Below are 15,845 nucleotides of genomic sequence, written 5' to 3'. Positions count from 1 at the left end.
CTCCCAAATCACTTACATAACTTTATAGCGCCCGATTACTAAAAATGTCAGTGCTTTCCACATTCATCTTTAATCCAATTCCAAAATGCATGCTCATTTTGTCATTTCATACTATTTGCGCAACCATTGCGCGGCTATGGCGTTTTGTTTGTCCGGCCACAAACCGGAGGTAAATATGCGTAACGAGAATATCCCGGTCGTCCGTCGAATTCCTACAGACCGTGAAGATGTATTTGCATTTGCAATAGAAGGCCATCTTGATGACGCTTCGTTGGAAAATCTTTACGGCCTTTTGAATGCGGCCTATGCCGATCACGAAGAAATCGACCTGCTGATCCGGCTTTCAGGCTATGATGGCGTAGATTGGAGTTCTGCTTTTTCTCAAAGCATGGTCTCACTTCGAGAAAAATCACTCAGACAATTGCGTCGTTACGCCATCATAGGCGGACCAGTTTGGCTGCAAACCAGTGTAACCTTGCTACGGCCCTTCCTCACCATCGATATTCGCACATTCGAAATCGATGAAGAGGCAGAAGCGTGGCAATGGCTGGAAACTACGCCAATCGATCGGTAATTAGCGGACAATGGTGAGCTGCTCCGCCGCACGGGTAATCGCTGTATAAAGCCAACGCTCCCGCGTGTCGCGAAAAGCAAAGCTTTCATCAAAAAGAACGACATTGTCCCATTGCGAACCCTGTGCCTTGTGCACGGTCAGCGCATAACCATAATCAAAATCATCAAACCGCTTTTTCGTCTGCCACGGAATTTCCGCGTCAGGATTCTCAAACTGGGCCTTCAGCAGCTTGATCTTAGCAACTCCCCGATCCTCATCCTCAGGCGCAACCAAAAGATTAACGCCCGGCTTAACTGTCTCTTTTGAAGAAGTCATTACTTTCCATAAGGACCCATTCAACAGACCTTTTGCCGGATCGTTACGCAGACAAACAAGCTTGTCGCCGGCCTGCGGATATTCCGCATTAAAACCTTTCAGCTCCCGTAAGCGTTGATTATAGCGCTTACGTGTACGGTTGGTCCCAACCAAAACCTGATCCGCTGCAAGTACGAGTTCCTGCGTTACCTCATTGCGTGAAATTACGCGGGCACGACCTTCATCGCCATATTCCAGCGCCCGACCCTCACGCACATCCATAGCCATGCGAATGATCGGGTTATCCCGCGCCTGCCGGTGAATTTCTGTCAGCAGATAATCTGGCTCGTGCTCGGTAAAGAAACCGCCGCCAGAAATCGGCGGTAACTGACCCGGATCGCCAAGTACAAGAATCGGCGTACCAAAGGTCATCAAATCGCGCCCGAGCTGCTCATCTACCATTGAACATTCATCAACAACGATGAGCGCCGCCTTGGCTACAGGGCTCTGACGGTTCAACGAAAACGTCGGCGCGATTGATGTCTTGCCCGTAGCCTCGTCCTCAATGGCCTCTTCACCGCGCGGGCGGTATATCAGCGAATGTAGCGTACGAGCATTGCTCGCCCCTTTTGAACGCAGAACCTGTGCCGCTTTGCCCGTAAAGGCCGCGAATTGAACTTCGCCATCAACATGTTCTGCAAAATAACGCGCCAGCGTGGTCTTGCCTGTGCCAGCATAGCCAAACAACCTGAAGATAGGACTGCGCCCTTCCTTCAGCCATTTACCAACGGCTTTTAAAGCCTGATCTTGCTCCGGTGAAAATTGCATATCCTGTACAGACAGGATTCGGGCCATAAGAGCAAGAGCAGACGAGAACAAAATAGCACCATCGCTCCCGCCGCAACTAAAAAACCCCCATCAGAATTCAATCATATTACTGCAAGATAAACTCTCAAGTTCAAATATAATCATATATAAATATTGATTCACAATAAATTAATGCTGACTGTGCTTTACTTTTATAGAAAGGAGATAGGCCATGATGTTTTTCACGTTCGCCCTGCTTTCTATTGCATTATTATTATTACTGACAGAAAAGAAAACTGCATCTATTTTATGCATAATATTCTGCCTCATGTTTGCAATTAAAGAATTTCTCTGGGAGATCCACAGTCCGGATTATGGATATCGCATGCCTTGGATCCAGACAGAGCTACTCGATAATTCGTTGAAACTTTCGTCGATGAACAACGTATCAACACAGAATAGCGGGCAACAATTATGATAGATACTCATTTTAGAAATTTTTCTATTACACCTAAAACATCCGCCACTCTGCATCATATTTATATGCTCGGCATGCTGGCAGTCATCGCTGGGATTTTAACAGCAGCAATGCTGCTTCAATATGTGGACGGCCAGCTTCCCTGTCCGCTTTGCCTTTTGCAGCGCATGGCATTATTGGGCGTTTGTTTTGGCATTATGTTGCAATTGCGCTACGGCTTCTCTTATCGCCATATCGGCTTAAGCATGGTTTTCACTTTATTTCTGCTTATCGTTGCAGTTCGCCAAACCCTGCTAGATATTTATCCTCGGCCCGGACATGAATATATTGGCAGCGCCATTTTCGGCCTTCATATGCCAGTCTGGTCGGTACTGATCGCTGTCGCTTTGTTCTTTAGTTTCGCTATTCAACTGATAGCCTGGGGAAATAGCAGTAAATCAAAAATAAAGCCGACCAAACATTCACCGACGCTTAGATATCTTACCCCTTTGCTGTGCCTATATGTCATCGCAATCGGAGTGGTAAATTTTCTTTCGGTCGGCGTGCAGTGCGGCCTGGGACAATGCCATACCTATGGCTATGCCCTGCTAAAATAAGCTGCCAAGGGAACTGTGGAGCCTATGCGCTTTCATGCCATCATTGGCCATAGGCTCACAACCAGCAACAAAGCCATGCTAAGATTGAACCATTTAAGGCGTTTCGGATCAGATAGCCAGTTCCGCATGAGCATACCAAACCCGGCCCAGCTTGAAACGCTTGGTAAATTCACGATTGAATAGATAATGCTCACCAATAACAGTGATGTGAAATAATTCTCCGGGCTGGCATAAGTCGCAACACCAGTAACCGCCATCACCCAAGCTTTGGGATTGACCCATTGAAAGGCGGCAGCTTCACTAAAGCTCATGGGTCTTGATTTACCACCTTTGCTTTCGCCAATCGTGCGCGATGTCGCGATTTTCCACGCAAGATAGAGCATATAGCTGCCCCCAGCGAATTTTAGCGCAGTATAAAATACCGGCACAGTTTCGAGTAAAGCACCCAAACCTAAGCCCACGCCTAACAGAAGCGAAAAAAATCCGATCCCGATTCCCAGCATATGCGGAATTGTACGTCGAAATCCGAAATTCACTCCGGAAGCAAGCAACATCAAATTATTCGGGCCGGGTGTTATTGAAGAAACAAAAGCAAACACGACCAGCGCCGCAAAAATATCCAGCGACATTCAACATATGATCCAAATGATTAAGCCGATCCAGGCAAGTTGAATCGGCCCTGAACTTAAAGTCCTTGCGGTCCGCGGTTCATAGCTGCGACGCCGGTTCGGCAGACCTCGACCAAGCCAAGAGGCTTCATCAGATTGATGAACTGATCGATTTTTACTGTCTTACCGGTGAATTCGATGATGAAATGCTCAGTGGTCGCATCAACGATCTTCGCATTGAAAGCATCGGCAAGACGAAGAGTTTCGGCGCGTGCCTCGCCCTTGCCCGCAACTTTTATCAATGCAAGCTCCCGTTCGATAGGACGCTCATGCCCAAGCTCAATGGCTCGATGCGTCATATCCACAACCCGATGCACCGGAACAATCCGCTCAAGCTGATGTCGGATTTGATCCAACACGGTTGGCGTTCCCCGCGTTACAATCGTAATGCGTGACAAATGCCGCTCATGCTCGGTTTCAGAAACGGTAAGGCTTTCAATATTATATCCCCGCCCCGAAAACAGGCCAATCACTCTGGCGAGCACACCAGGCTCATTGTCAACCACAACTGATAGTGTGTGCGTTTCCGGAGTTTGGGTGTCGGCGGCGATGAAATAGGCCGAGCCGGATGCTAGATTTTGTGCGTTCATTGTATTTCTCCGGATCAAACGAGCGCGCGGCCCTTGGCGTCAATAGCATTTGCGACCGCTTCATCAGAAGCTTCATCGGGCAGCAGCATTTCATTATGCGCTTTACCGGATGGAATCATCGGGAAGCAATTGGCGAGATTGGCAACGCGGCAATCGAAGATTACAGGCTTATCCACCTCAATCATTTCCATGATAGCATCATCAAGATCTGCGGGCTTGTCACAGCGAATACCATGCGCGCCATAGGCTTCTGCAAGCTTGACGAAATCCGGCATTGCTTCCGTGTAAGAATGCGACAAACGATTGCCATGCAGCAATTGCTGCCACTGACGAACCATTCCCATATATTGATTGTTCAAGATGAATATCTTGATGGGGGCATTATACTGAATGGCAGCCGACATTTCCTGAATACACATCTGGATCGATGCGTCACCCGCAATATCAATAACCAGCGCTTCCGGATGCGCTATTTGAACGCCAAGAGCTGCTGGCAAACCATAGCCCATCGTTCCCAGCCCGCCGGAAGTCATCCAACGGTTCGGCGCTTCGAACTCTAAAAACTGTGCCGCCCACATCTGATGTTGGCCCACTTCCGTTGTGAAATAGGTATCACGCCCCTTCGTCAGCGCATTGAGCCTCTCCAAGGCATATTGCGGCATGATCACATCTTTATTGGGCTTATATGACAAAGATTTGCGTGCCCGCCAGCGATTGATCTGTTCCCACCATGCTTTGATTGCAGCCTTTTCCGGCTTCTTTTCAGCAGCACGGAACTGACGAACCAAATCTTCCAAAACATGAGCGACATCTCCGACAATCGGAACATCAACACAGACGTTTTTGTTGATCGAAGACGGATCAATATCAATGTGGATTTTGCGAGAATAAGGCGAAAACGCATCCAGACGTCCAGTGATGCGGTCGTCAAAACGCGCACCGATGCACAACATGACATCACAATCATGCATAGTCATATTGGCTTCGTAAGTACCGTGCATGCCAAGCATACCCAGCCAATTTTTACCCGACGCAGGATAAGCACCCAATCCCATCAAGGTTGAGGTAATTGGAAAATCACTGATTTCAACCAGATCCCGCAACAATTTGGTGGCAGCAGGCCCCGAATTGATAACGCCACCGCCCGTATAAATCACAGGCTTTTTGGCGGACAGCAGAAGTTTAACCGCTTCGGAAATTGCGCTTTTATCACCTTCAAGCGTCGGACGATAGCTGGTGCGCGGCGAGGTTTGCGGCGGCGTATAGATACCGGTCGCAAACTGAATATCCTTAGGGATATCAACCAAAACTGGGCCAGGCCGACCAGTCGATGCAATATGAAATGCCTCGTGCAAAATGCGCGAAAGATCGTCAATGTTCCGCACCAACCAATTGTGCTTGGTACACGGACGCGTGATCCCGACAGTGTCAGCTTCCTGAAAACCATCTGAGCCGATCAATGTGGTTGGCACCTGACCCGATATGCAGACAAGAGGAATCGAGTCCATCAATGCGTCTTGTAACGGTGTCACTGCATTGGTTGCGCCCGGTCCAGACGTAACCAGCATAACGCCAACTTTTCCAGTTGAGCGCGCATAACCTTCCGCGGCATGACCTGCGCCCTGTTCATGGCGAACCAGAATATGCTCAACCTTATCCTGCTGGAAAAGCTCGTCATAGATCGGCAGCACTGCTCCACCCGGATAGCCAAAAATATGCTCCACACCATGATCAATCATGGCTTGAACCACCATTTCCGCGCCAGTCATCTCGCGTTGCCCCGCGGACATCTTGCCCACTTCGCTTTTTGCTGCCGTCATCTTCGTTATTTCCCGTCTGCTTTTCTATTCAATGTCGCTAGCTATGATAACAAAAAAGGCCCCCGAGGGAGCCTGTCTTTCGCGCATGGGAGCTTTCGCCGGATGGTTACACCATCCTGCCCATGCGCGTACGTACCACAAGAATAAGAGCTGTTCTGTTCATGGTCGGCAGACTAATCACACTAAACCTTATCGTCAACGCATAAATGCGGCTAAAACGTTATTTTCTTAAACGCAGACCGACTTTTGTATAACTTTATTGCACTAAATCCTGTTAAACCCCGTGCACATCGGCTCCAGAGGCATAAGTTTTCCAACTATCATCCAATTGATTGCGAAACCACGTTGATTGACGTTTTGCATATTGTCTTGTTGCGATAACGGAAAGTTCTATTGCCTGATCCTTTGAGAGACGGCCTGAAAAATAATCTGTAATCTCACGCACGCCAATGGCTTTCATAGCAGGCAGAGAAGCATCAAGCTTGAGAGCCAATAAATTACGCACTTCATCAAGTGCACCATTTTCCCACATCAACTCGAAACGCTGGGCAATGCGCTTTCCAAGCCAAGCACGATCTGGCAGCAATATGATCTTGCGCGCACTAGTGGCATCAATAATGGGCCTGCCCTTTTCCTGTTGCCAATCCAGCAGTGACTTTCCGGTGCAATCCACCACTTCAAGCGCCCGAACAATGCGTTGACTATCAGTCGGGCGCAAAGTTTCTGCCATGGCTGGATCCCGCTCACTAAGAACAGCAAAAAGTGCCTGCGCACCTTCTTGATCCATGCGGTTACGCCAATATTGCCTCACCCCGGCCGTGACTGCTGGCATTTGTGACAACCCGCCCAACAAGGCGCGAAAATAAAGACCAGTTCCACCCACAAAGACCGGAACACGTCCAACAAGTTCTGGCCGTCTCAGCAGAGCCTCGACATCTTGCGCCCAGCGCCCAGTTGAATAGGAGACAGATGGCGAAACATGCCCGTAGAGATAATGTTCAGCACTCCGCAAATCATCGTCAGAAGGCCGAGCAGTCAAAAGATTCAACACATCATAAACCTGCATTGAATCCGCGTTGACAACAAAACCTCCGCTCGTCTTTGCCAAACGAAGTGCAAGTGCCGACTTGCCGCTAGCGGTCGGGCCAGCTATCAGGATCGCATCCTTTATTGCTCGCTCACTCATTGCAGGAACTGTTCCTCATGTCGCAATCCGTTTCGCTCATTGCCACTCTCATCGCCAATCCCGCCAAATCCGCCTTGATACCATCTTTAGGGATTAAAGCCTCTGCCTTGGTGAATGCAACCGGACTTTACTGGCTGGCAGACGGGATTGCCTGCGATATTCCCCTTCCCACAGGCATTTCTGAAGAAGAAGCTCTATCCTCACTGAAACAAATGCTTGATGGAGAACCGATTGACGTTGTCGTGCAGCCGCAAGACACAAGACGCAAGAAGATTCTCATCGCCGACATGGATTCAACCATGATCCAGCAAGAGTGCATCGACGAATTAGCCGAAGAAGCAGGACTGCGCGAACAAGTATCACTGATCACTGCACGGGCCATGAACGGTGAAATTGCTTTTGAACCCGCACTGCGTGAGCGTGTAGCACTGCTGAAAGGCTTGCCGCTTGGCGTGATTGATAAAGTTATTTCCACAAGAATTTCACTCATGCCCGGCGGTGTCGAACTGGTGCGTACCATGCGCAAACATGGCGCCTATACAGCACTTGTTTCCGGCGGCTTCACCTCCTTCACCCAACGCATCGCTGAAATGATCGGCTTTCAAGAAAATAGTGCGAATATATTGCACGATGATGGCGTTAACCTAACGGGTACCGTCGCCGAACCAATTTTGGGTCGCGAAGCCAAAGTCGAAAAACTGCTAGAAATTTCAGAGCGGCTCGGACTGACCCCAAATGATGCCATTGCGGTTGGGGATGGAGCAAATGATCTTGGCATGATCCAGCTAGCGGGAACCGGTGTGGCCTTGCATGCCAAGCCAGCTGTGGCAGCGCAAGCAAAAGTGCGGATTGATCATGGAGATCTGACAGCTCTTCTCTATATTCAGGGCTATCGCAAAGCCGATTTTGTCGAATGATCTATTTCACTGAATCAATTTAGCAACGAAATCCAGCAAACATTTAAAATCACAGGGAATATTGCGATTCCCTGTGATTATTTTCAATCAATTCGTATGGTTACGAAGCGCAGTTCTCCAGAGCGAGATGCCAGCATAAGCAGTGCATTTTTTCTGCCTTCACGACGAAGTGCATCAATCCGCTTTTTTACATCTTCTGATGACTTAACGATTGTCTGATCGATATCGACTATCACATCGCCGCTTTCGATCCGCTTTTCGTCGGCAGGAGAACCCGGCAATACATAAACCACTGCAACGCCTTCAACATCGTCGGCTATGCCAAATTCTGCGCGAAGATCATCATCCACCGCTGCCATACGCATTCCGAGCAAGGTTTCGGTGCCCTGAACATTTTGTTCGGTATCGGGTGCTGAATTTTGCTCCTGATCTTCATCACCTTCATCAAATTCAGGAACAGAATGCTCATCCGTCGCAGTTGCGTTACTTTCATCATCCACAAGACGACCAAGCGTAACTTTGACTGTTTTCTCCACCCCTTTACGGATAACAGTGATTTCTATCTCGGCTCCTACGGGGCTTTCAGCAACCAAACGCGGCAAATCCCGAGCTTTATCAATCGCCTTTCCATCGAAGCGAATAACGACATCCCCAGCTTCGAGCGCATTATTATCGACGCCGGAGTTTTCAATCAGCCCCGCAATCATCGCTCCCTTTGCTTCTTTAAGATCGAATGCCTGTGCCATATCTTCAGTAACGGGCTGAATGCGCACGCCGAGCCATCCGCGGCGAACCTCACCAAACTCCTTAAGCTGTTCAATAACGCTCACAGCCATTTCGGCAGGAATTGCAAAGCCAATCCCAATAGACCCGCCCGAAGGCGAGTAGATCGCCGTATTAATACCGATTACTTTTCCGTCCATATCAAAGAGCGGACCACCAGAATTGCCGCGGTTTATTGCAGCATCGGTCTGAATGAAATCATCATAAGGCCCGGAATTAATGTCGCGCTTACGTGCAGAAATAATCCCCGCTGTCACCGTACCGCCAAGTCCAAACGGATTACCAATAGCAAGTACCCAGTCCCCGATACGGGCTTTTTCCGAATCGCCAAATTCAACCTGCTTGAGCGGGTGTCCCTTCGGATCGACTTTAAGCAACGCAAGATCGGTTTTAATATCCTTACCAATGAGGGTCGCTTTTAGCTTTGAGCCATCAACAAAATTAACCTCAATCTCGTCAGCATCACTGATTACGTGATTATTGGTAACGATAATTCCGCTTGCTGCATCAATGACAAAACCAGAGCCAAGCGATTGAACCTTGCGGGATTCTCCCGAGGCGCTGCCGTCTTCATTATAAAACTCTTCAAAGAATTCCTGAAACGGCGATCCTTCCGGCACCTGTGGCACTTGTACCGGCCCTTCGTCGTCCTCTTCTTCTTTAATCGTCTGGGACGTGGAAATATTGACGACCGTATCAAGCAAGCTTTCTGCCAAATCTGCCACAGATGCGGGACCCTGTGGATGCGCTAAATTTGTCTGCGCCGCAGCTGAAATATCGAAGCTTAATGTGTCGGAATAATATATTGCCCCAAGAGCTACGGTGGCAAGTAACGCGCGAGCAAAACCCGACTTCAATGCACTAACCATATAGCTCCGCTCCAATCTGATTGCTGGTAAAACCGGACATCTGAATTGCTGTAAAATACGGCCTGTTTGCGGCCTTATCTTCCAGCATATCATTTTTCAGCAGAATAACGCTCTATCCACGAACGAGCCAGACAATACCAAAGCCAATAACAATTGCGGTAAGTCCTGCAATTCGTAACACATTTTCGGGGGCCTCACTGACATCCCGTGCAAGTTTTTTGGCAAAAAATGGAAAGCCGCCGTAGAGCAGCCCTTCGAATACGAAGAGAAGTCCTACGGCGGTGAGAAAATCGCTCATTGGCGATAATCCTATTGTTCTGGTGTAGCGAGTTCACCGCCCGCATCGCGGAAGAACCGGAAGAATTCCGAGTCGGGCGAAAGCACCAGCGTCGTGTCAGGCGTGTTAAGCGCCTCGCGATATGCACTCATGGAACGCTGGAATGCGAAGAATCCGGGATTTTTCGATGCAGCCTCGGCGAAGATCTCACTGCGCCGCGCCTCGCCCTCACCCCGCAGAACTTCTGCTTCCTTGCGTGCCTCAGCAAGCGTTTCTATCACCTGCCGGTCAGCAATAGCGCGAATACGCTGAGCCGCTTCACGGCCGCGAGCCCGCAAACGCTCAGCTTCGGCAAGACGTTCTGCCTTCATTCGATCATAGGTCTGCTGCGAAACTTCTGCCGTCAGATCGGTACGACGAATACGCACATCTTCGATCGTCAAGCCAAGCGAAGTTGCATCCGGACGCAACTGATCGCGCACTTCACGCATCATGTCGCCACGCTCTTCCGACAGAGCTGCTTCAAAACCGCGTTGACCGTAAACACTGCGCAAAGCAGCATCAAGACGCGTACGCAAACGCTGTTCTGCAAGAAGCGTGCTACCCGATACAGTCTGTCGGAATTTACGCGCATCGGTAATGCGATAAACGAGGAAAGCATCTACATCGTAGAATTTACCACCCGAAACCTGAACGCGAATATCATCAAGATCAAAACGCAGCAAACGATCGTCAATCATCTGCACCGTATCGGCTTCAAGAAAGCCAAATGGCAGTTTGAAATAGATGCCTGGTTCAGTTTTCACGTCAACGATCTGACCAAAGCGCAATACGATTGCCTGCTGGCGTTCATTGACAATGAAGATCGATGAGTAAATCAGAAGGAGTACAACGGCAATAATACCGCCAATGATTGGAAGTCTATTATGAGCCATTATTGGTTACCTCCGCCAGTGGTCGTCATTGCCGGAGCATTCGTTCCCGTGCGTGGTTGGTGGCGCATTAACTCGTTCAAAGGCAGATAAGGCACGACTTCCTTTCCTGGTTCCACGATAACCTTTTTGGTGCTTTTCAGCACATCTTCCATGGTTTCAAGGAACAGCCGGTTACGGGTAACTTCAGGCGCCTTCTCATACTCTGCGCGAACAGAGTCAAAACGCTGCGCCTCACCTTCAGCTTCCTGAACGACACGGTTTTTATAGGCCGCAGCTTCTTCACGAATCTGTGCCGCCTCACCGCGTGCCTGTCCAAGGCGCTGGTTAGAATACTGATTTGCCTCTTCCACGAAGCGATCTTCATCCTGTTCCGCACGCTGTACTTCATCAAAAGCATCAGCGACTTCACGCGGCGGAGCCGCATCTTCAATAGAGACCGCATTCACCTGTATGCCAGTCTGATAATTATCCAGCGTCGTCTGAATAATATCCCTGACGCTTTGCGCAATTGCGGCACGATTATCGCGGAAAATATCCTGTGCTGGTCGGCGACCAACAATCTCACGAATAGCGCTTTCCGAGATTTGCTGCACCATGGCATCCGGATTATCTACGTTGAAGAGATAGGCCCGTGGATCGGACACACGATAAAGCACAGAAAACTGGACGTTGACGATGTTTTGGTCACCGGTCAGCATCAGGCCCTGCGTGTCAGTTCTTGAGCCTTGGCCGCCAATATTAACCTGCTTTTCGACGATCTTCGCCTTTTCATAGGTTTCAATCGGCCACAAATGGAAATGCAATCCAGGCTCGGAAACCTCGGCTTTCGGCTTACCAAAACGAAGTTCTACAGCCAATTCATCCGGCTGTACGGTATAAATTGATTGGAAAAGCCAGAAGCCAAGAACGGCCGCACCAATTAAAAAATAGAAAGGGCGATTACTATTACCACCGCTTCCATTGCCACCGCCGGGAAACACTTTTTTAAGCCGGTCCTGACCTTTGCGGAGAATATCCTCCAGATCCGGTGGCGTGTTTTGACCTCCGCCGCGAGGCCCTTTCGGTCCTTGGCCCCAAGGGCCACCATTGTTATTATTGTCGCCGCCGCCGCCCCAAGGGCCGCCGCCGCCATTCTGATTACTCCAGGGCATCCTCACCTCTCGTCCGAAGACGGAAAGCTGGCCTACTCCCCGTCATCAATTAATATTTCCGTTTTATAAGCATCGCGAGAGTTGCTTTCAACGCAAGGCATCAATTTTAGTACAGATTAATTCGTCTCACGCCGCTCATAGAGCATATATCGTGTCGGGTGACTATCCTTTTCACCTGCAGCGACATCCTCGCTTGAAATAAGCCGCCACTCGCTCGAATCGATCTGCAGAAAAAACGTGTCCCCATCAATATTTGCCAGAACACGTGTTAAATGCAGTTTGTTGGCATAGGGAAGCGCCTGCTCATAGATTTTCCCGCCACCGATAATGCAAATTTCACCAACACCCAGATCATCCGCCATTAAACGTGCTTTGGCGATAGCTTCTTCCAACGAAAAAACGACACTCGCTCCCTCGGCAGTAAAACTTTTATCCTGTGTGAGAACGATATTTGGACGTCCGGGCAATGGCCTTCCGATCGATTGCCAAGTTTTACGCCCCATTATTATGGGTTTGCCAAGTGTGATTGATTTAAAACGCTTAAGATCCGTCGACAACCGCCAAGGCATGTCATTGTCGCGACCAATCACATTATTTTCTGATGCGGCAACAACGATTGAGATTGCTGTTTGTTCGTTAGACATGGTCATACCGCAATCGGAGCCTTGATTGTAGGATCGGCCTCATATCCTTGCAGTTCAAAATCTTCAAAACGAAAAGCAAAAAGATCCTTTACCTCTGGATTGATCCGCATGATTGGCAGTTTTTTAGGTGTCCGGGTTAACTGCAACCGTGCTTGCTCAAAATGATTGGAATATATGTGAGCATCACCCAACGTATGAATGAACTCGCCCGGCTTAAGCCCAGCTACTTGCGCAATCATCATGGTCAATAATGCATAAGAGGCAATATTGAACGGAACTCCGAGGAAGATATCCGCTGACCGCTGATAAAGCTGGCAGGATAATTTGCCTTTGGAAACATAAAACTGAAACAAGCAATGGCATGGTGGCAAAGCCATCTCATCAACCAGCGCAGGATTCCATGCCGAAACAATCAAACGTCGTGAGTTAGGATTGTCGCGTAACATATTCAAAAGATTCTGTATCTGGTCGATGTGCCTACCATCAGGCGCGGGCCATGATCGCCACTGATAACCATAAACCGGCCCCAGATCGCCATTCTCATCTGCCCACTCATCCCAGATCGAGACTCCATTATCTTTGAGATAGGCGATATTTGTATCGCCTTTCAAAAACCAAAGCAGCTCGTGAATGATGGAACGCAGATGCAGCTTTTTGGTGGTTAGTGCCGGAAACCCTTCGCCCAGATCAAAGCGCATCTGATAACCAAACACCGAACGAGTACCGGTTCCAGTCCTGTCATCACGGTCAACGCCCGTATCCAGCACATGCTGAAGAAGATCAAGATAGCTACGCATGGTTATTCCCGGTATCGATTCATTTAGGGGAGAAAACCCCAGCTGATAGCTGGGGTTCTTAACCGGCAATGGCCGACGGTGCAATTATGCACGTTGAATAGTCCAACACTATTAATAAATCAGAGATCGCCCAGTTTACCGAGCTGCTTTGCCACCAGATAGTAGAAAGTGACCCGGTGCTTATTGCGGTCACCTTTCATAACTTCAGCCACGTGGGATACAACTTCTTCTGCTTTCGCAGCATCGGAAACGCCGAGTTTCTTAGCAACCCATCCCTCACGTACGCGCTTCAATTCTTCCGGGTCGGATGCTGAGACGAGAGAGGAATCACGATTGCGTAATGCGATGCCGAGATGTTTGACAATCTTGTCCACAACAGCTTCATCAGCACCGGCATCATAACGACGAACGTCCGCGAGATAATCACTCATTAATCCACTCTCCTTCAATTAAGGGACTGCCCCGTTTAGCGTGCCCCGGCCGTACCTTCCCCTAGTCGACCGAGCGGTGACGAGGATTGACCAGCGCCAGCTGGCTGTCAATGATTAATACCCCCGCACTTGTCCTCAATAGTACGGACTGTAGTTGCTTAAATCGTATTTTTACCTCTTCCAATCGCATCAAAGGGCACCTATATAGGCAGTGCTAGCGCAAGCTGGCTATGGCGATAAATGGACGATGAAATAAGCCCATTGGACCCGGGGGCGGTACCCGGCGCCTCCACCCTAACGCAAGTCATGAAAGCGGCTTGCGTTGCGGTGGGGGCGAAACAGGATCGACAAGGGTGTAAAGATCGATCTTTCGCTCGGCATGATACCACCGTTATCGGGTCAATTGAGTAGTTGCAAATGACAACAAAGCTCAGGGTTACGCTCTCGCTGCCTAATGGCGGTGCGGGAAACCCACTCTAAGCCCTTAGGGTTAGCCCCCTAAGGCGGGGTTCGGAGGCACCTGGCAACAGAAGCCTCCACTTCTCCCTCAATTATGGTGTAACCGGTTTAATATTTGCTTTTTCACCGCTGACAAAGTCCAGCAGTGTTAGAAGATGCCATCATTGCACAGCCAGAAGCTACGCCCGCCATTGCGGCCCAGCTAGCACGTCTTGCCCTATCGGGCCATTTAGAAAATTAATGATCCAAATTTGGCCGCTCGTCATTATTGGGCGCTTATTCAGGCTGATATTCATAATGAGCGGCTAAAGGGTCACTCTATTACCGATGCCATTATTGAACAAAGCTCTATTAACGGCGTCCAAGCGTTCATGAGAGCATTTGGAAGATGTCAAACTGTGGCCAGATGAGGTCGGCCATTAAATTTTTTATAATATAATTGCCACTTCCGGTCAGAACCAACTTGACATTAACCTACGAATCCGTGGGATAAGCAAACCATGGTACAGGACCTTATCCGTTACGATATTCTCGCTCAGGAAGCGCTGCGCGGCGTCATTCGCAAAGTTCTTGTCGAAGTGGCGACGACCGGCCTACCGGGCAATCATCATTTTTTCATCACGTTCCTCACGGGAGCGCCTGGTGTAAGGATTTCATCGCGCTTAAAGGAAAAATATCCCGAGCAGATGACCATCGTGTTGCAACACCAATATTGGGACATGGTAGTCACTGACCAACTGTTTGAAGTTGGCCTGTCTTTTGGCGATATCCCTGAGAAGCTCACCATTCCTTTCTCGGCTATTCGTGGATTCTATGATCCATCGGTGAATTTCGAATTGGAATTCGATGTCACCGTACTTCAGCCAATAAGTGACAATGATGAAGGCGATGAAGTCGCGTCGATCGAATTGCTGCCTTCTGATGGAGCCGAAAATTCGCAAAAAAATAAGTCGACGAAGTCTGACAAAGACGGCTCTGTCGAAACAGAAGACGCTTCGACCGAAACTCCCAAAACCTCCGCAGATGTGGTGTCCTTGGACGCGTTTCGAAAGAAATAGTGCTGTTCATTGACCTATTTTCTGCGTGGACTACGGTGGTGCAATATGAGTGACATCATCAATCTTCGGCAGTTTAAAAAGAAGAAAATTCGCGCAGCTAAAGAGCAGCAAGCCGATCAAAACCGTATTCTTTTCGGGCGAACCAAAGTTGAAAAGGAGTTCGCCCGCAAAAAAGCTCAAAAAACCGAGCAGTTTCTTTCAAACAACCAGCTTGAACCTGGTGATAGAGAGGGTCAAAATAATTGACCTCTTCCGCCCGGTTGAAAAAACGCTCCGTTAGCATCCGCGGCCATGCGACGAGCTATACGCTTGAAGAGCCTTTTTACCAGATCATCCAAGACATCGCTCGCATGCGTGGATTATCTGTATCAGCTCTGATAAGCGAGATTGATGGACAGCGTGAGAAATCAATCAATCTTTCTTCAGCCCTTCGCCTTTATGCGTTGAACTGGGTTAAGTCCCAACTGGCTGATCAAGGCGAATAATATTTTTAACTGCTGATCCGCATCCC

The 15,845-nt window shown here is 49.0% G+C and carries 18 protein-coding genes, 1 other RNA gene and 1 pseudogene; 8 read left to right on the top strand and 12 right to left on the bottom strand.

Going from position 1 to position 15,845, the window contains the following annotated elements; all coding sequences use genetic code 11:
• The first annotated feature begins 175 nt into the window (after positions 1-175).
• Positions 176-574, top strand: coding sequence for a SpoIIAA family protein (locus C7374_RS04525; RefSeq protein WP_111574426.1), 399 nt, complete (start codon positions 176-178; stop codon positions 572-574).
• Here the strand turns inward: C7374_RS04525 and C7374_RS04520 are convergent, their stop codons facing one another.
• Complete coding sequence (locus tag C7374_RS04520) at positions 575-1,696, bottom strand: ATP-dependent DNA helicase (RefSeq protein WP_111574640.1); 1,122 nt, start codon at positions 1,694-1,696, stop codon at positions 575-577.
• A gap of 522 nt (positions 1,697-2,218) precedes the next feature.
• Here C7374_RS04520 and C7374_RS04510 point away from each other — a divergent pair.
• Positions 2,219-2,749, top strand: coding sequence for a disulfide bond formation protein B (locus tag C7374_RS04510; protein ID WP_374850192.1), 531 nt, complete (start codon positions 2,219-2,221; stop codon positions 2,747-2,749).
• A 32-nt stretch (positions 2,750-2,781) separates the two neighbouring features.
• Here the strand turns inward: C7374_RS04510 and C7374_RS04505 are convergent, their stop codons facing one another.
• The 4 genes from C7374_RS04505 to miaA all read right to left on the bottom strand — a co-directional run bounded on the left by C7374_RS04505 (position 2,782) and on the right by miaA (position 7,013).
• The gene (locus tag C7374_RS04505; protein ID WP_111574424.1) at positions 2,782-3,378 is read right to left on the bottom strand and encodes a LysE family translocator; all 597 of its coding nucleotides are present in this window, start codon (positions 3,376-3,378) and stop codon (positions 2,782-2,784) included.
• Between the two features lie 56 nt (positions 3,379-3,434).
• Positions 3,435-4,007 carry an acetolactate synthase small subunit gene (ilvN, locus tag C7374_RS04500; protein ID WP_111574423.1) on the bottom strand — a complete coding sequence of 191 codons (573 nt, stop codon included), beginning with the start codon at positions 4,005-4,007 and terminating at the stop codon, positions 3,435-3,437.
• A 14-nt stretch (positions 4,008-4,021) separates the two neighbouring features.
• Positions 4,022-5,827 (bottom strand): acetolactate synthase 3 large subunit, encoded by a 1,806-nt coding sequence (locus C7374_RS04495; RefSeq protein WP_111574422.1) that lies wholly within the window; start codon positions 5,825-5,827, stop codon positions 4,022-4,024.
• A 274-nt stretch (positions 5,828-6,101) separates the two neighbouring features.
• The gene (gene miaA, locus C7374_RS04485) at positions 6,102-7,013 is read right to left on the bottom strand and encodes a tRNA (adenosine(37)-N6)-dimethylallyltransferase MiaA (RefSeq protein ID WP_111574421.1); all 912 of its coding nucleotides are present in this window, start codon (positions 7,011-7,013) and stop codon (positions 6,102-6,104) included.
• Positions 7,014-7,030: 17 nt separating this feature from the next.
• On the opposite strand from miaA, the gene serB reads away from it, so the two are divergent.
• Positions 7,031-7,930, top strand: coding sequence for a phosphoserine phosphatase SerB (serB, locus tag C7374_RS04480; RefSeq protein WP_111574420.1), 900 nt, complete (start codon positions 7,031-7,033; stop codon positions 7,928-7,930).
• 83 nt (positions 7,931-8,013) lie between these two features.
• Here the strand turns inward: serB and C7374_RS04475 are convergent, their stop codons facing one another.
• The 7 genes from C7374_RS04475 to C7374_RS04445 form a co-directional block, all read right to left on the bottom strand.
• On the bottom strand, positions 8,014-9,582 hold the full coding sequence (locus C7374_RS04475; protein ID WP_111574419.1) for a Do family serine endopeptidase: 1,569 nt from the start codon (positions 9,580-9,582) through the stop codon (positions 8,014-8,016).
• 112 nt (positions 9,583-9,694) lie between these two features.
• Complete coding sequence (locus C7374_RS04470) at positions 9,695-9,880, bottom strand: DUF2065 domain-containing protein (protein ID WP_111574418.1); 186 nt, start codon at positions 9,878-9,880, stop codon at positions 9,695-9,697.
• A gap of 11 nt (positions 9,881-9,891) precedes the next feature.
• Positions 9,892-10,794 (bottom strand): protease modulator HflC, encoded by a 903-nt coding sequence (gene hflC, locus C7374_RS04465; RefSeq protein WP_111574417.1) that lies wholly within the window; start codon positions 10,792-10,794, stop codon positions 9,892-9,894.
• The gene (hflK, locus tag C7374_RS04460; RefSeq protein WP_111574416.1) at positions 10,794-11,945 is read right to left on the bottom strand and encodes an FtsH protease activity modulator HflK; all 1,152 of its coding nucleotides are present in this window, start codon (positions 11,943-11,945) and stop codon (positions 10,794-10,796) included. The genes hflC and hflK overlap by 1 nt, the downstream gene beginning before the upstream one ends.
• 116 nt (positions 11,946-12,061) lie before the next feature.
• The gene (locus C7374_RS04455; protein WP_111574415.1) at positions 12,062-12,589 is read right to left on the bottom strand and encodes a dihydrofolate reductase; all 528 of its coding nucleotides are present in this window, start codon (positions 12,587-12,589) and stop codon (positions 12,062-12,064) included.
• Between the two features lie 2 nt (positions 12,590-12,591).
• On the bottom strand, positions 12,592-13,386 hold the full coding sequence (locus C7374_RS04450) for a thymidylate synthase (protein ID WP_111574414.1): 795 nt from the start codon (positions 13,384-13,386) through the stop codon (positions 12,592-12,594).
• Between the two features lie 119 nt (positions 13,387-13,505).
• The gene (locus C7374_RS04445) at positions 13,506-13,817 is read right to left on the bottom strand and encodes a DUF2853 family protein (protein WP_111574413.1); all 312 of its coding nucleotides are present in this window, start codon (positions 13,815-13,817) and stop codon (positions 13,506-13,508) included.
• A gap of 174 nt (positions 13,818-13,991) precedes the next feature.
• Here C7374_RS04445 and ssrA point away from each other — a divergent pair.
• The 5 genes and pseudogenes from ssrA (at position 13,992) to C7374_RS04425 (ending at position 15,819) form a co-directional block, all read left to right on the top strand.
• Positions 13,992-14,358, top strand: a transfer-messenger RNA (tmRNA) gene (gene ssrA, locus C7374_RS04440).
• A 93-nt stretch (positions 14,359-14,451) separates the two neighbouring features.
• Positions 14,452-14,686: pseudogene (locus tag C7374_RS15880) on the top strand (TetR/AcrR family transcriptional regulator C-terminal domain-containing protein); the annotation flags it as partial.
• Positions 14,687-14,776: 90 nt separating this feature from the next.
• On the top strand, positions 14,777-15,334 hold the full coding sequence (locus tag C7374_RS04435; protein ID WP_111574412.1) for an SspB family protein: 558 nt from the start codon (positions 14,777-14,779) through the stop codon (positions 15,332-15,334).
• Positions 15,335-15,379: 45 nt separating this feature from the next.
• Complete coding sequence (locus C7374_RS04430) at positions 15,380-15,580, top strand: DUF4169 family protein (protein WP_111574411.1); 201 nt, start codon at positions 15,380-15,382, stop codon at positions 15,578-15,580.
• Entirely contained in the window at positions 15,577-15,819 is a 243-nt protein-coding gene (locus C7374_RS04425) for a ribbon-helix-helix domain-containing protein (protein ID WP_111574410.1), read from the top strand. Before C7374_RS04430 ends, C7374_RS04425 begins: the two co-directional genes overlap by 4 nt.
• Positions 15,820-15,845 lie beyond the last annotated feature (26 nt).

Source organism: Falsochrobactrum ovis (assembly GCF_003259955.1).
In the GTDB taxonomy this organism is placed as follows: domain Bacteria; phylum Pseudomonadota; class Alphaproteobacteria; order Rhizobiales; family Rhizobiaceae; genus Brucella; species Brucella ovis_A.
This window is presented reverse-complemented; position numbering and strand designations above follow the sequence as displayed.

Bases quoted from the DNA above. Each gene is read 5' to 3' on its own strand.
- ilvN (WP_111574423.1), bottom strand. From the start codon at position 4,007: ATGAACGCACAAAATCTAGCATCCGGCTCGGCCTATTTCATCGCCGCC.
- hflK (WP_111574416.1), bottom strand. From the start codon at position 11,945: ATGCCCTGGAGTAATCAGAATGGCGGCGGCGGCCCTTGGGGCGGCGGC.
- C7374_RS04520 (WP_111574640.1), bottom strand. From the start codon at position 1,696: ATGCAATTTTCACCGGAGCAAGATCAGGCTTTAAAAGCCGTTGGTAAA.
- C7374_RS04470 (WP_111574418.1), bottom strand. From the start codon at position 9,880: ATGAGCGATTTTCTCACCGCCGTAGGACTTCTCTTCGTATTCGAAGGG.
- C7374_RS04435 (WP_111574412.1), top strand. From the start codon at position 14,777: ATGGTACAGGACCTTATCCGTTACGATATTCTCGCTCAGGAAGCGCTG.
- C7374_RS04455 (WP_111574415.1), bottom strand. From the start codon at position 12,589: ATGTCTAACGAACAAACAGCAATCTCAATCGTTGTTGCCGCATCAGAA.
- C7374_RS04510 (WP_374850192.1), top strand. From the start codon at position 2,219: ATGCTCGGCATGCTGGCAGTCATCGCTGGGATTTTAACAGCAGCAATG.
- miaA (WP_111574421.1), bottom strand. From the start codon at position 7,013: ATGAGTGAGCGAGCAATAAAGGATGCGATCCTGATAGCTGGCCCGACC.
- C7374_RS04430 (WP_111574411.1), top strand. From the start codon at position 15,380: ATGAGTGACATCATCAATCTTCGGCAGTTTAAAAAGAAGAAAATTCGC.
- C7374_RS04450 (WP_111574414.1), bottom strand. From the start codon at position 13,386: ATGCGTAGCTATCTTGATCTTCTTCAGCATGTGCTGGATACGGGCGTT.
- serB (WP_111574420.1), top strand. From the start codon at position 7,031: ATGTCGCAATCCGTTTCGCTCATTGCCACTCTCATCGCCAATCCCGCC.
- C7374_RS04445 (WP_111574413.1), bottom strand. From the start codon at position 13,817: ATGAGTGATTATCTCGCGGACGTTCGTCGTTATGATGCCGGTGCTGAT.
- C7374_RS04495 (WP_111574422.1), bottom strand. From the start codon at position 5,827: ATGACGGCAGCAAAAAGCGAAGTGGGCAAGATGTCCGCGGGGCAACGC.
- C7374_RS04505 (WP_111574424.1), bottom strand. From the start codon at position 3,378: ATGTCGCTGGATATTTTTGCGGCGCTGGTCGTGTTTGCTTTTGTTTCT.
- C7374_RS04475 (WP_111574419.1), bottom strand. From the start codon at position 9,582: ATGGTTAGTGCATTGAAGTCGGGTTTTGCTCGCGCGTTACTTGCCACC.
- C7374_RS04525 (WP_111574426.1), top strand. From the start codon at position 176: ATGCGTAACGAGAATATCCCGGTCGTCCGTCGAATTCCTACAGACCGT.
- hflC (WP_111574417.1), bottom strand. From the start codon at position 10,794: ATGGCTCATAATAGACTTCCAATCATTGGCGGTATTATTGCCGTTGTA.